Annotated in this window: 12 protein-coding genes; 6 read left to right on the top strand and 6 right to left on the bottom strand. The window is 65.9% G+C overall.

Translation table 11 applies throughout. From position 1 onward, the window contains the following. Positions 1–7: 7 nt before the first annotated feature. The 6 genes from lepA to SIN08_RS23160 form a co-directional block, all read right to left on the bottom strand. On the bottom strand, positions 8–1,816 hold the full coding sequence (gene lepA, locus SIN08_RS23185; protein ID WP_322453988.1) for a translation elongation factor 4: 1,809 nt from the start codon (positions 1,814–1,816) through the stop codon (positions 8–10). A 243-nt stretch (positions 1,817–2,059) separates the two neighbouring features. Beyond that, on the bottom strand, positions 2,060–3,220 hold the full coding sequence (locus tag SIN08_RS23180) for a pyridoxal phosphate-dependent aminotransferase (RefSeq protein ID WP_322453987.1): 1,161 nt from the start codon (positions 3,218–3,220) through the stop codon (positions 2,060–2,062). A 61-nt stretch (positions 3,221–3,281) separates the two neighbouring features. Next, a complete protein-coding gene (gene mscL / locus SIN08_RS23175; RefSeq protein WP_322453986.1) occupies positions 3,282–3,701 on the bottom strand; it encodes a large conductance mechanosensitive channel protein MscL in 420 nt (139 codons plus the stop codon). 369 nt (positions 3,702–4,070) lie between these two features. Further along, positions 4,071–4,415, bottom strand: coding sequence for a hypothetical protein (locus SIN08_RS23170; RefSeq protein WP_322453985.1), 345 nt, complete (start codon positions 4,413–4,415; stop codon positions 4,071–4,073). Between the two features lie 307 nt (positions 4,416–4,722). Continuing rightward, entirely contained in the window at positions 4,723–5,382 is a 660-nt protein-coding gene (locus SIN08_RS23165; protein ID WP_322453984.1) for a class II aldolase/adducin family protein, read from the bottom strand. A gap of 12 nt (positions 5,383–5,394) precedes the next feature. After that, positions 5,395–6,420 (bottom strand): sugar-binding transcriptional regulator, encoded by a 1,026-nt coding sequence (locus SIN08_RS23160; RefSeq protein ID WP_322453983.1) that lies wholly within the window; start codon positions 6,418–6,420, stop codon positions 5,395–5,397. A gap of 567 nt (positions 6,421–6,987) precedes the next feature. Between SIN08_RS23160 and SIN08_RS23155 the strand changes: the two genes are divergently transcribed. The 6 genes from SIN08_RS23155 (at position 6,988) to SIN08_RS23130 (ending at position 13,998) form a co-directional block, all read left to right on the top strand. Continuing rightward, positions 6,988–7,881 (top strand): sugar ABC transporter permease, encoded by an 894-nt coding sequence (locus SIN08_RS23155; protein ID WP_322453982.1) that lies wholly within the window; start codon positions 6,988–6,990, stop codon positions 7,879–7,881. Positions 7,882–7,898: 17 nt separating this feature from the next. Further along, positions 7,899–8,759, top strand: coding sequence for a carbohydrate ABC transporter permease (locus tag SIN08_RS23150; protein ID WP_322454067.1), 861 nt, complete (start codon positions 7,899–7,901; stop codon positions 8,757–8,759). A gap of 76 nt (positions 8,760–8,835) precedes the next feature. Further along, entirely contained in the window at positions 8,836–10,344 is a 1,509-nt protein-coding gene (locus SIN08_RS23145; protein WP_322453981.1) for an ABC transporter substrate-binding protein, read from the top strand. An 86-nt stretch (positions 10,345–10,430) separates the two neighbouring features. Further along, positions 10,431–11,153 (top strand): SDR family oxidoreductase, encoded by a 723-nt coding sequence (locus SIN08_RS23140; protein ID WP_322453980.1) that lies wholly within the window; start codon positions 10,431–10,433, stop codon positions 11,151–11,153. Next, complete coding sequence (locus SIN08_RS23135; protein ID WP_322453979.1) at positions 11,153–12,691, top strand: xylulokinase; 1,539 nt, start codon at positions 11,153–11,155, stop codon at positions 12,689–12,691. The genes SIN08_RS23140 and SIN08_RS23135 overlap by 1 nt, the downstream gene beginning before the upstream one ends. Further along, positions 12,688–13,998: an iron-containing alcohol dehydrogenase gene (locus SIN08_RS23130; protein WP_322453978.1), complete on the top strand. Its 1,311-nt coding sequence runs from the start codon at positions 12,688–12,690 to the stop codon at positions 13,996–13,998. The genes SIN08_RS23135 and SIN08_RS23130 overlap by 4 nt, the downstream gene beginning before the upstream one ends. Positions 13,999–14,008 lie beyond the last annotated feature (10 nt).

The raw sequence follows: 14,008 nt of genomic DNA, 5'->3' as shown, positions 1-14,008 counted from the left end.
TAAGACCTCAATCCCCCATCTTCAACGCCTGAATGAACGCCTCCTGCGGGATCTCCACCTTCCCGAACTGGCGCATCCGCTTCTTCCCCTCCTTCTGCTTCTCCAGAAGTTTACGCTTGCGGGTCACGTCGCCGCCGTAGCATTTGGCCGTCACGTCTTTCCTCAGCGCGCGGATCGTCTCGCGGGCGATGACGCGGCCGCCGATGGCGGCCTGGACGGGGATCTGGAACATGTGCTGGGGGATCAGCTCCTTCAGCTTCTCGCACATGGCGCGGCCGCGGCGTTCGGCCTGGGAGCGGTGGACGAGCATGGAGAGGGCGTCGACCGGCTCGGCGTTGACGAGGATGGACATCTTGACGAGATCGCCCTCGTGGTAGTCGGTGAGCTGGTAGTCGAAGCTGGCATAGCCGCGGGAGATGGATTTCAGGCGGTCGTAGAAGTCGAACACCACCTCGTTCAAGGGCAGGTCGTAGGTGAGCATGGCGCGCGTGCCGGCGTAGGACAGGTCCACCTGGACGCCGCGGCGCTCCTGGCAGAGTTTCAGGATCGCGCCCAGATGCTCGTCGGGGGTGAGGATGGTGGCGCGGATCCAGGGCTCCTCGATGGTGGCGATCCTCACCGGGTCGGGCATGTCGGCCGGGTTGTGGAGCTCGACCGTCTCGCCGTCGATCAGGTTCATGCGGTAGACGACCGAGGGCGCGGTGGCGATGAGGTCGAGGTCGAACTCGCGGGAAAGCCGCTCCTGGACGATTTCCAGGTGCAGGAGGCCGAGGAAGCCGCAGCGGAAGCCGAAGCCGAGGGCGGCGGACGTCTCCATCTCGAAGGAGAAGGAGGCATCGTTGAGGCGGAGCTTGCCCATGGCGGCGCGCAGGGCGTCGAAATCGGCGGCGTCGACCGGGAAGAGGCCGCAGAAGACCACCGGCTGGGCGGGCTTGAAGCCGGGCAGCGGCTTTTCGGTGGGGCGCTTGTCCTCGGTGATGGTGTCACCGACGCGGGTGTCGGCCACCTCCTTGATGGAGGCGGTGATGAAGCCGATCTCGCCGGGGCCGAGCGACTCGACCATGACCATCTTGGGCGTGATGACGCCGACGCGGTCGACCGGGTATCTGGCGTCCGTGCCCATCATGCGGATGGTCTGGCCCTTCTTCATCCGGCCGTCGATGATGCGCACCAGCACGATGACGCCGAGATAGGCGTCGTACCAGGAATCGACCAGGAGCGCCTTGAGCGGGGCGGCGGCGTCGCCCTCGCGCGGCGGGGGCAGGCGGGTGACGATGGCTTCCAGCACCTCGTCGACGCCCAGCCCGGTCTTGGCCGAGATCTGCAGCGCGTCGGAGGCGTCGAGGCCGATGACGTCCTCGATTTGGCTTTTGATGCGCTCGGGCTCGGCGGCGGGCAGGTCGACCTTGTTGAGGACCGGCACGATCTCGTGGTCGGCGTCGAGCGCGGCGTAGACATTGGCCAGCGTCTGCGCCTCGACGCCCTGGCTTGCGTCGACGACCAGCAGCGAGCCCTCGCAGGCGCGAAGGGAGCGGGACACCTCGTAGGCGAAGTCGACATGGCCGGGCGTGTCGATGAGGTTCAGGACGTAGTGCTGGCCGTCGCGCGCGTCATATTCGAGGCGCACCGTGTTGGCCTTGATGGTGATGCCGCGCTCGCGCTCGATGTCCATGGCGTCGAGCACCTGCTCCTTCATCTCGCGCTGTTCGAGCGAGCCGGTCATCTGGATGAGCCGGTCGGCGAGCGTCGACTTGCCGTGGTCGATATGGGCGACGATGGAGAAATTGCGGATGCGGGATGTGGGTGTTTCGGTCATGGCCGGCATGTAGCAGTGCCGTCAGGCGGCGGCAAGCGAGGATGGGGCGGAAGGCGCGGGTTTGGTCGAGGTGCGTTCAGGCCGGTTCGCCTGACGCCGTCATCCCGGAAGCCGGAGCCCAGAGGGCGAAGGCTGTCCGGGATCCATTCCGTGGCTCTTCCACGTTCCGGAATGGATCCCGGCCTTCGCTCCGCGAAGCCGGGATGACGTCGCGGAGGTGGCATGGCCTGAACGCTATGGAGCTTATTTCAGCCAGGCGGCGAGCCTTTCCGCCGCCTCCACGAGCTGGTCGGTGCGGCGGTTGAAGCAGAGGCGGAAGAAGCGCTCGCCGCCGGGGCCGAAGGCCGCACCCGGGGCAAGGCCGACGCCGGTCTCTTCGACGATGCGGATCGCCGCACGCGGGGTGTCCTCGATGCCGTCGATTGCAAAGAAGAGATAGAAGGCGCCCTCCGGCACGGCGAGCCGCGCGCGCCCGGTCTCGCGCAGGATGGCAATGATGCGGTCGCGGCCCGCGCGGGCGCGTTCCACATGCTCGGCGATGAAGGCGTCGCCCTCCTCAAGGGCGGTGACGGCGCCGCGCTGCATGAACTCGGCCACGCCCGAGGTGGAATATTGCACGAGGTTCTCGAAGACGGACTTGAGCGCCGGATGGGCGCGGATCCAGCCGATGCGCCAGCCGGTCATCGCCCAGTTCTTGGAGAAGGAGTTGACGTAGAGGATGCGGTCCTCGTCTGTGGCGATGTCGAAGAAGGAGGGGGCGCGCGGGGCGGAATAGAAGAACTTCGTGTAGATCTCGTCGGCGATGATCCAGAGGCCACGCCGGCGGGCGATGTCGAGCAGCGCTTCAAGCGTGGCGCGGTCGGCGGCCCAGCCGGTGGGGTTCGACGGCGTGTTGACGAAGAGGGCGCGGGTGTTCGGGGTGATGGCGGCCTCGACGCGGGCGGGGTCGAGGCTCCAGCCGTTTTCGGAAAAGTCGAGCGGCACGGGAACGGGCTTGCCGCCGGCAATGCCGAGGGCGGCGGAGAAGTTCGGCCAGGCGGGGCTGGCATAGACCACCTCGTCGCCCGCACCCGCCACCGCCTGGAGTGCCAGCTGGATCGCCTGCATGCCGCCGCCGGTGACGATGAATTCCTCCGGCGTAAACGCGCGGGCGAAGGTGCGTTCGTGATAGCGGGCAAGGGCGGTGCACAGCTCCGGAATGCCGCCCTGCCAGGTGTAGAAGGTGTGGCCGGCGGTAAGGCTCGCGCTGGCCGCCTCGCGGATGAAATCCGGCGTCGGCCGGTCGCCTTCGCCCACCCACAGCGGGATGAGGTCCGGGCGGCCGCGGGCATGCTCGACGACGGAGATGATGCCGCTTCTGGGCGCCGCGCGCGCTTGCCCGCGCAAGCTTTCCTGCAGGTCCATTCGTGTCATCCTGTTGAAGCGCCGCCGCCGGGACGGCGGCAGCGTAAGAACCGTGCCGCTTCTAGCGCCTTTCGGCAAGCAGGTCGCGGATTTCGGTGAGGAGCTGGACGTCCTGCGGCGGCGCCTGCGGCTCTGCCGGCGTCTCGGCCTGCTTGCGGCGCAGATTGTTCACGCCCTTGACCATGAGGAAGATGATCCAGGCGAGAATGAGGAAATTGAGGACGACGGTGAGGAAGTTGCCATAAGCGAAGACGGCGCCCTGCTCGCGCGCTTCGGCCAGGGTGGCCGCGGTAACGCCGGAGGTCAGGGGGATGAAATAGTTGGAAAAGTCGAAGCCGCCGAAGATTGCCCCGACGATCGGCATGATGATGTCTTCGGTCAGCGAGCTGACGATGAGGCCGAACGCGCCGCCGATGATGACGCCCACGGCAAGGTCCATCACGTTGCCCCGGGCAATGAATTCCTTGAACTCGCTCCACATTTTCGGTTGTTCCCTCGCTCGCGAACAGGCCGGCGCCGACACGCACGCTAACCCTCGCGGGCAAAGAATAGCAGAAGTGGCGCGGCAGGTAAGATCGCGCAGCGGAGCACCGGGCGCACTCCGAGAGCGGAGGGCGTCGGCCGTGGGCGAATTCTCGGAATACGCAGCGCGCCCTCTGTCCTGCCGGACATTGACCCCCCACTGCTCTGGCCGGGCGCGTGGTGGACGACCGGTCTCATCTTCGGGGGTGTCCGGCAGGACAGAAGTGGCACAGGTCCCAATCTCGTTCAGCGGACTGGAATGAAACAGCCTTGCGAGCACGTTGGAAGCCGCCGCCGGTGAGGCGTCGGCTTCCGATTTGCCTACTTCTCAGCGGTCAACATCGCTGAAGCCGGACTTTCCGGGTACACCGTCACCGCCGCCATTCCCTCGGCCATTGTTGCCCTGGGGGCCCTTGCCGCCGTTGCCGCCTTCGCCACCGTTGCCGCCTTCGCCACCGTTGCCGCCTTCGCCACCGTTGCCGCCTTCGCCACCGGAGCCGCCTTCGCCACCGGAGCCGCCTTCGCCACCGGAGCCGCCTTCGCCACCGGAGCCACCTTCGCCACCGGAGCCACCTTCATCGGCTTTGGCGACATCGAAGGTGACGGGTGCGGCAACTGCTCCCATCAGCGCGATCGCGGTCGAAAGGGTAAGCGCATGGATCAACTTGGACATCATTTTTCTCCGTCCTACTGTTTCGCCCCTGTCCATGTGCAATTCTACTGTAATGCTTGCCGCCCCGGCAGGAGTTCATTTCGCAGAACAGTAAGGGTTTTCCTGACTCTTGTTCGAATCCGAGGAATACCGTTTTTCCGATCGAGGGTGTAGCAGGCAGGCATTCTTTGTTTTGCGGCCTGCGTTATCGCGGCCACGCTGCCTCATCTGTTTTTGAGCGCGCAAACGCAGGTCCGGCCGCCAGAGGTGGCGGCCGGCACGATATCGAGAGCCTAATCGGCGTTGGAGGAAGGCTGCGCGCGCCGGCTCAGGCCTCGGAGGCCTTCGCCTTCGGCCCGTAGCTCTTGAACTTCTCGACCACGCGGGCGATCTCGGCGTCGTCGAGCACGACCGGCTCTCCGGCCTGCCGGGCCAGGATGTACTGGCGCGCCAGCACCTCGATCTCGCTCATCAGCCAGAATGCCTTGCGCAGATTCGGGCCGCAGGCGATGGCGCCGTGGTTGGCGAGCAGGCAGGCGAGCCGTCCTTCCAGCGCGGCGAGCGCGTTCTTCGACAGTTCATCCGTGCCGAAGGTGGCATAGGGTGCGCAGCGTATGGTGGGGCCGCCGGTGGCGGCGATCATGTAGTGCACGGCCGGGATGCCCTGCCCGGTGATGGCGATCGCCGTAGAGTGGTTGGGATGGGCGTGGACGACCGCGTTGAAGTCCGTGCGCGCCTTCAGGATGTCGCGGTGGAAGCGCCACTCGCTCGAGGGCTTGTGCGGGCCGTGCGGCGTGCCGTCCATGGAAAGGAAGATGATGTCCTCCGGCGCCATGGTCTCGTAGGCAAGTCCCGACGGCGTGATCAAAAGCCCGTCCTCCCAGCGCACGGATATATTGCCCGAGGTGCCCTGGTTGATGCCGCTCCGGTCCATGGCGATGCAGGTCGCGACGATTTCCTTGCGCAGGGCGTATTCGGCGTCTTTCATTCGGTTGTCCTTTCAGTGGTGTTCAAGCAGAGCGTGCGCGGTCTGCTGGTCGGTCACGATCCCCGTGAGCAGGCCCTTCTTCAGGATGGCAGCGAGCGCCGCCACCTTCTGCCTGCCTCCGGAAATCATGATGCGCCGCGGGATGGCGGTGAGAAACTCGGGCCGCAGTCCGATCACCCGGTCGTTCACCCGGTGATCGATCACCTGGGCGTTCTCGTCGATGTAGTAGCCGAGGAAGTTGCCCACGGCGCCCGCCTCGCGCACGTCGGCGAAATCGCGCTCGCTGACGAAGCGTGTGCGGCGGATGGTACCGCTGTCCAGCCCGCCGACGCTGACGACAGCCATGTCCGAGGAGCGGGCGCGGTCGAGCACGTCCTGCATCATCGGCTGCGCCATCAGCGTGTCGCGGCTTTCACGACTGTCGCAGAGGATCGGGCCCGGCACGTAGAAGCACTCGGCATGAAGGCGGGCCGAGATGGTGGTCGTTGCCTCGAAGGTGGCGATCGAGGAGCGGCGGGTCAGTGAGCCCAAGAGCGAGACCACCGCGGCGTTCTTGAGCGGCCGTTCCGGCAGCGCCTCGGCGAACGCCTTGAGCGTGACGCCCCAGCCGACGCCGAGCGTCACACCGTCTTGAAGCTGCCGGGAGATCCCCGCCGAGGCGGCCGCGCCCAGGATCTCCGCAAGCTCGGTCTCGTCGTCGGTCATGCCGAGCACGACCTCGGCGAAATCGAGGCCGAAACGCTCCATCAACCGGTGCTCGAGCTCGACGTTGTCGGCGAGTTTGGATTCGATGGAGATCTTGACGACGCCGCGCCGCCGCGCCTCGCCCAAAAGCCGGATGACGCGCACACGGGTGATCCCCAGCCGGGCGGCGACTTCCTGCTGTGTCATGTTGAGCGCGTAGTAGCACCACGCGGTGCGCACGGCGAGCTGCTCAGGCCAGTCGTCAGAAAGCCCTTCGACCATTTCCCGCTGCTGAGGCGGCTCCCGTTTCCGAGCCGTTTCACCGGCTTCGCGCCGCTTGGATCTCTCCTCCATCGAAACTCCCAATACAAATGTTCTTGCGACCGAACAAATATTATGTCACGTTTTCTTCCACAATAGAACCGCGGCGTTTTTTCCGCGGTCTTGTCGGGAGGAGAGAGAATTGCCCGCCTTGCTGCGAGCGACATATCCCCGTGCCGGTGTGGTGAATGTCGGCGGTTTCGCAGGCGCCGGCCATAGGCCGACCGCCCGTGGAAAGGCTAACGGCAACGACGCCGTCACTCCGGAAAGCCGAAGGCTTGTCCGGGGCCTGTTGGCCGGAAGATCATGGAGCACGGCCCGGTCCTGGTCGTCGCGGCTGCATTTCCGAATTGGCGGTTCTTTCTGCGGAGATCGGCCGCGCTGCTCAATGGGTCCCGGCTCGGCGCGGCTGCGCCGCTTGGCCGGGATGACGCGGTTGGTTTTCCATCCCGACATCCCGGAAAGCCGCAGGCTTGTCCGGGATCCATTCCGCAACAAGGGTGCCCGGCACAAGTCGTTCCGGAATGGACCCCGGTGCGCGGTCGCTTGCGCTCCCTTGGCCGGGATGACGGCGGAGAGGGTGGAATGGGAGAGCCCGGCATGAGCAGCGGTCTGCTGCGTACGTCGCGCGTGATGATCTCCGATCATCCGCTGCCCTGGCTCCTGCCGCTCCTTGCGATTCTGCTGGTGCTCGCCGTCTATCCCTTTTTCTACAATATTTGGCTCAGCTTTCACGAGTTCGTGCCGCGCTCGCGCGGCATCGAGCCGGTGGGCTGGGAAAACTGGCAGATCCTTTTCAACGATCCGCGCCTGTGGAACGCGCTGTGGGTGACGCTCTTCTACACCGCGGTGTGCCTCGCCATACAACTCGTGCTGGGGATGGGCATCGCGCTCCTGATCGATTCCGACGAGCCGGGCTATGCCTTCATCCGTGGCGTGCTGACGCTGACGCTGGTCATTCCGCCGGCGATCACCGCCATGATGTTCCTTCTCATGGAGGACGCGCAGTTCGGCATGGTGCCCTACGCGCTCCGGGTTATCGGTCTGTTCGCGTCCAACCAGACGATCCTCGCCTCGCCGCAGCTTGCGATATGGGGCGTCATCCTGGCCGACATCTGGCAATGGACGCCCTTCATGGTGCTGATCTTCGTGGCCGGCCTGCGCTCGCTTCCGCGTGATCCCTTCGAATCCGCGATGATCGACGGCGCCAGCAGCTGGCAGATGTTCACCCGCCTGACGCTTCCCATGATGGGCAAGGTGATCGCCATCGCCGTGCTCATCCGCGGCATCGATCTCTTCCGCATGTTCGACTATGTCTATGTGATGACCTCGGGCGGGCCGGGCACCGCCACCTACACGCTGTCGCTTTATGCCTGGCAGCAGACCTTCAGCTTCATCAAGTGGGGTTACGGCGCGACGATCAGTCTTTTCTCCCTGTTCATTATTCTCGTCGTGGCGAACCTCTTCGTCATCTCGACCAGGCTGCGGTGGTAGCGATGGCTCCGTCCCTCATGCAGCGGATCGTCCGTTACATCGCCGCCATCACGGCGATGGCCCTGTTCGCCTTTCCGATCTATTACTGGATCACCGTCGCCTTCAAACCGGATCGCGACATCTTCACCGTTCCGCCGAAACTCTTCAATTTCGAACCGACCATGCAGTCCTTCGAGGCGGTGTTCGGCATCTCCTTCGGGATCGAACGCGGGCTGGAGGTGCTTCCGGGCGGGGGTGATTTCTACATGCTGCCGCGACTGTGGGATTCGATCGTCGTCGCGGTCGGCTCGACGGCGCTCACCGTCGTGATCGCGGCGCTCGCCTCCTATGCGCTTTCGCGCCTGCGCTTTCGCGGCCAGCACCATTTCGTGTTCTGGATCCTGTCGACCCGCATGATGCCGCCGGTGGCGATCGCCATCCCCATGTTCTTCATCTACAAGGGCGTCGGCCTGCTCGACACCTATACCGGCATCATTCTCGTGCACACGCTGATGAACATGCCGCTGGCCGTCCTGCTCATGAAGAGCTTCTTCGACGACATCCCCGTGGAAATCGACGAGGCGGCGCTCATCGACGGTGCCTCGCGCTTCACCATCTTCCGCCGCATCGTGCTGCCGATGGCGCTCGGCGGCGTCGCCGCCACGGCGGTGCTTTGCTTCATCTTCTCCTGGACCGAGTTCCTCTTCGTGCTGACGCTGACGCAGACCTCGCTGAAGACGGTCCCCGTCGTCTCGTCGACCTTCGTCACCTCGACGGGAACGGCCTGGGGCAACATGGCGGCCCTCGGCACGGCGGCCATAATCCCAGCCTTCATCTTCATTCTCTTGGTCCAGAAGAACCTTGTTCGGGGTCTCACGCTCGGTTCGCTGAAACAGTGAGGCCCGGACGGCAATCGCCGCGTGGAGGCGCGGTGAAACAGAGGAATGCCCTGAGGGGCGAAACCGGGAGGAATATATGAGACCGAGTGACAGAAAGCTTTTCCTGGCGTCGATCGCCGACCGCTATGCGCGCGGCGGCATGGACCGGCGTGCGTTCCTGCGCAGTGCGGCCAAGCTGGGACTGGGCGCCGGCGCGCTTGGCCTGGCGGCGCAACTTCCCTTCGGCGCCCGCGGCGGCTTCATATCGCCGGCGGCCGCTCAGGGGATCGACTGGTCGCAGGACATGAGGAACTGGCTTACGGAAGTCGGCAAGCCGTTCGCCGGCCAGACCATCCGCCTGGCGACCGAATCGACGCCGCCCTCCAACGCCATCAACTCGGCGCTGAAGCCCTTCTTCGAGGAGGCGACGGGCATCAATGTCGAGATCGAGGTGCTGCCGCTGGAACAGGTGCTGCAGAAGCTGACCCTGGACGTCGCCTCCGGGCTCGGCACCTATGACCTCTACTATATCGACCAGAGCTGGATGGCCTCCTTCTCGGGCGATGTGGTGGACCCGCGCGAGCGCTACGAATCTTCCGGCGAGCTCGCCATGCCGGGATACGATTTCGACGACTTCCTGCCGGCGCTGGTGGACGGCATCTCCATGTATGACGGGATCATGGTGGGCGTGCCCTACGACATCCCGATCTTCATCCAGATGTACCGCCGCGACATCTTCGAGGAGCTGGGCCTGAACCCTGCCACGACCATGGAGGAGTTCCTGTCGAACGCCCAGGCGATCCAGGAGGCCAAGGGGCCGGAGATCTACGGCACGACCGGGCAGATGCGTTCCGGTCACTACAGCCTCGAATGCGACTGGACGGCCTGGCTCTGGGGCCATGGCGGTTCGATCTTCAGCCCGGACGGCAAGTTCGTCGGCAATGACGAGCGCGGCATGGCGGCGATGGAGTACTGGCAGAAGCTGAAGGAAAACATGCCGCCCGGCGTGGACGGCTGGACGTGGGACGGGCAGGGCCAGTCGGTCGGCCAGGGCCTCGCCGCGACCGTTCTTTCCTGGGGCGAGTTCTTCCCCTCCTGGGACGATCCGGCGAACTCGCAGGTCTCCGGCCTGATGGAGGCGACGGTGCCGCCGTCGGCGACGTCGCTCAGGACGCCGGAGGAGTGCGGCTTCAACGAGATTCCCGGCGTCGGCCATCAGGGTGGCTCCTCGCTGGCGGTGTCGAAATATGCCAAGAGCCCGGATGCGGCCTGGATCTTCGCCCAGTGGGCGACGTCGAAGGAGACGCAGGTCTACATCACCACGCTCGGCGGCGGCACCGGGCCGACGCGCTCCTCCGTCTATGACGACCCGCGCGTGAAGGAGAACGCCAAGCCGGGGATTGCCGGCACGACGCGGCACCTCGATGCCGTGCGCGAGACCATCGCCAACCATATGGGCTCCGAGCCGGACCTGCCCGAGTGGGCGGAAATCTCCAACGACGTCATCCCCGTCGAGCTCGGCCGCTTCTGGGCCGGCGAGTATGACGATCCGCAGGCGGCGATGGACGCCATCAAGGAAAAGGTCGACGCGATCACCAGCGGATGACGTCCAGTCAACCGCGACGCGCGGCGCGGCGCTTACTCCCGGCGCCGCGCCGACCGCTGCAAACGCAATTTTTTTGAGGGTCAGAAATGGACAAGCCACTGGTCGTGATCACCGGCGCGAGTTCAGGGATAGGCGAAGCGGCGGCGCGGGCGTTCTCCAAGGCCGGCCACCCGCTTCTGCTGATGGCGCGCCGGGTCGAGCGCATGGAGGCGCTGGGCCTGCCCGACACGATGTGCCGCAAGGTCGACGTGCGCGACCGCGAAGCGATCGCGGCGGCGGTCGCCGAGGCCGAAGAGAAATACGGGCCCACCGACTGCCTCTTCAACAATGCGGGCATTGCCCGGCTGGCCGATATCGGCGGCCAGGACCCGCAGGAGTGGGACGAGACGATCGACATCAACACCAAGGGCGTGATGAACGCGCTGCATCCGGTGATGGCCGGAATGAAGGAGCGGCGCCGCGGGACGATCGTCATGATGAGCTCGATCGCCGGGCGCAAGGTCTATCCCGACCACACGGTCTATTGCGGCACCAAGTTCTTCGTCCACGCGGTCTCCGAATCGATCCGCGGCTATCTCGCGCCCTATGACGTGCGGGTGGTGGTGATCTCGCCGGGGATCATCGAGACCGAGGTGCTCCACCACGTCACCGACCAAACGACGCTGAAGAACTACAAGGACAACAAGGCGCGCATCGGCGGCGGCATCGGGGCCGATCACGTGGCCGACATGGTCCTGTTCGCCTACCAGATGCCGCAGAACGTCCTTATCCAGGAAATGGTCGTCACGCCGACGCGCCAGGAATACTGATGGCCATGGCGACGGACGAAAGACTGGTTATCGGGCTCGATTCCTCGACCCAGAGCGTCAAGGCCATCGCCTGGCGCCCGGACGGCAGCGCGGCGGGCGAGGGCCGCGCGCCGATTCCCATCAGCCAAGAAGGGCTCGACTGCTTCGAGCAGGACCCGCGGGACTGGTGGCGGGCGACCGTCACGGCGCTGAAGGCGCTGCTCGATCAGGTGGATGCGGCGCGCCTCGAGGGGCTTGCCGTCTCCAACCAGCGCGAGACCATGGGCTTCTTCGATGCACAAGGGGAGGCGACGCACCCCGCCATCCTGTGGCTCGACGGACGCACGCGCGGGGAGGTGGACGAGTTCAGCCGCAGCTTCGGGGCGGAGGAGATCCACCGCATCAGCGGCCGGCCGCCGGACGTCACACCAAGCTTCTACCGCGTCATCTGGCTGCGCCGCAACAGGCCGGAAGCCTTCGCGCGAACCGCCTGCTTCGCCGATGTGCAGGCTTACCTCGTGCGGCAGTTCTGCGGGGGGTGGTTCCGTACGAGCTGGTCGAGCGCCGACCCCAGCGGCATGTTCGACCTGGTCGAGAAGCGCTGGTCTCCGGCGCTTCTCGACGCCATCGGTATTGCCGCCGGCCGCCTGCCAGAGGCCCACGCGCCGGGGGCCGAGCTCGGCCGGGTGACGGAGGCGGCGGCACGGGAGACCGGCCTGCCCGCCGGGTTGCCGGTCTTCGCCGGCGGCGGCGACGGGCAGTGCGCCGGCCTCGGCACGGGCTGCACGCGCCCCAACCGCGCCTATGTCAATCTCGGCACGGCGGTCGTCTCCGGCATCTGGACCGACACCTACCGCTACGATCCCGCCTGGCGCACCGAGATCGCCGCCCATGGCGAGGGCTATATCCTGGAGAACTGCCTGCGCTCCGGCTCCTATCTGGTCGACTGGTTCGTCAAGCAGTTCGTCGCCGGCCGCAGCACGAGCGCCGACCTCTTTGCGGAGCTGGAGGAGGAGGCGCTGAAGCTGCCCATCGGCAGCGGCGGCGTGATGGTGCAGCCCTACTGGTCCGGCGTCATGGATCCCTATTGGGACACCAAGGCGCGCGGCGTCATCGTCGGGCTCGGCACCGGGCACAAGCCGGTGCACATCCACCGCGCCATCATCGAGGGGATCACGCTCGACCTGGTGATGGGCACGGAGGCTTCGGAGGCGGCGAGTGGCCAGACGGCCGACCACTACCTGGCGATCGGCGGCGGCGCCAACAGCAAATTGTGGCGGCAGATGCTGGCGGACGCCTCCGGCAAGCCGGTTCATGTCAGCGACACGGTGGAGGCCTCGGCGCTGGGTGCCGGCATGATCGCGGCGGCCGGCGCCGGCTGGTATACGACGATCTGCGATGCGGCCGACGGCATGGCCGGCCGGACGCAGGTCTTCGCGCCCGATCACGCGAAGCGTCCGCGCTATCGGGCCCTGCTCGATATCTACCGTGACCTCTACGCGGCCAACGCCTCCATCAATCAGCGGCTCGTGGACTTCGCGGCCGGGGAGACCTCATGACACGCGACTATCTGGGCATCATCCGCGAACTCGTCGCCGGCACCTGGCGCGACCCTACGACGGGCAAGACGCACGGCATTCCGATCGAGACGATCGCCATCGAGGAAACGCTCGACGGCATGGAAGCCGATCTGGTGGCGGAGGCGCATGGCGGCAAGTCGCTGATCGTCGTCAGCGACGAGCGGACGCGTGCCGCGCTCGGAGAGCGGGTCTTCCGGGCGCTTTCCGGCCGTTTTAACGTGCGCGAGCATGTCTGGGAGAACCCGCGCTGCACGCCCGAGGGCATCGACGAATTGATGGCGGCGACAGAGGACGCGGAGGCACTGATCGCCATCGGCTCCGGAACGATCAGCGACAGCGTGAAATACGGCAGCTTCACCACCGGCCGGGAATATTCGGTCTTCGCCACCTCGCCGATGAACGCCTATACGACGCCTACCGCCTCGATCGCCTATGACGGCTTCAAGAAGTCGATCACCTGCCATTCGGCGCGCGGCGTGTTCTTCGATCTGCAGGTGTTGGCCGGCTGTCCGCGCCGGCTCGTCTCCGCTGCCTTCGCCGACGTGATCTGCCGCACCACCGCCCAGGTGGACTGGCTGATGTCGCACATCCTGTTCGACACCCCCTATTCCGAGACGGCCTATGTGTTGCTCGCCGTCGACGAGGACGACATGATCGCCGAGGCGGCCGGCATCATGTCGGGCGATTTCGATGCGCTTGCCAAGCTCACGCGCGTCTCCGCTATCATGGGGCTCGGTACCTCGTTTACCGGCACCACCCATGTCGGCTCCATGGCCGAGCATATGATCTCCCATTACATCGACATGTTCGCCGGCGCAGCACATCCCGGCACCTCGCATGGCGAGCAGGTGGGCGTGGCGACGCTGACCATGTCGGCGCTTCAGAACCGCATACTTGGCGCCGACCGGCCGCCGGAACTGCGCCCGACCGTCATCCCGGAGGCCGAGCTGCGCCGGCGCTTCGGCGACCAGACGGCTGAGACTATGATCGAGCAGACCGCCCGCAAGGCGCTGGACGAAAAGACAGCGGCGGCGTTGAATGCCCGGCTGGAGAAGGAATGGGCGGAGATCGCCGGCCGCCTGCGCGCCGTCATGCGCCCGACCGCGCAGCTTCGCGACGCCATGCGCACCGCCGGCTGCCAGCTCACCGGACGCGATCTCGGGCTCGAGCCGGAATTCTACCGCGATGCCGTGCGCTATTCACGCTACATCCGCGACCGCTTCTCCATGCTGGACGTGGCCGGCGACAGCGGACAGCTCGAAGAATTCGCCGCCACCTGCGAGTGAGCGCCAGAGC

The sequence above is a fragment of the Chelativorans sp. M5D2P16 genome (genome assembly GCF_034427935.1).
Classification (GTDB): domain Bacteria; phylum Pseudomonadota; class Alphaproteobacteria; order Rhizobiales; family Rhizobiaceae; genus Chelativorans.
This window is presented reverse-complemented; position numbering and strand designations above follow the sequence as displayed.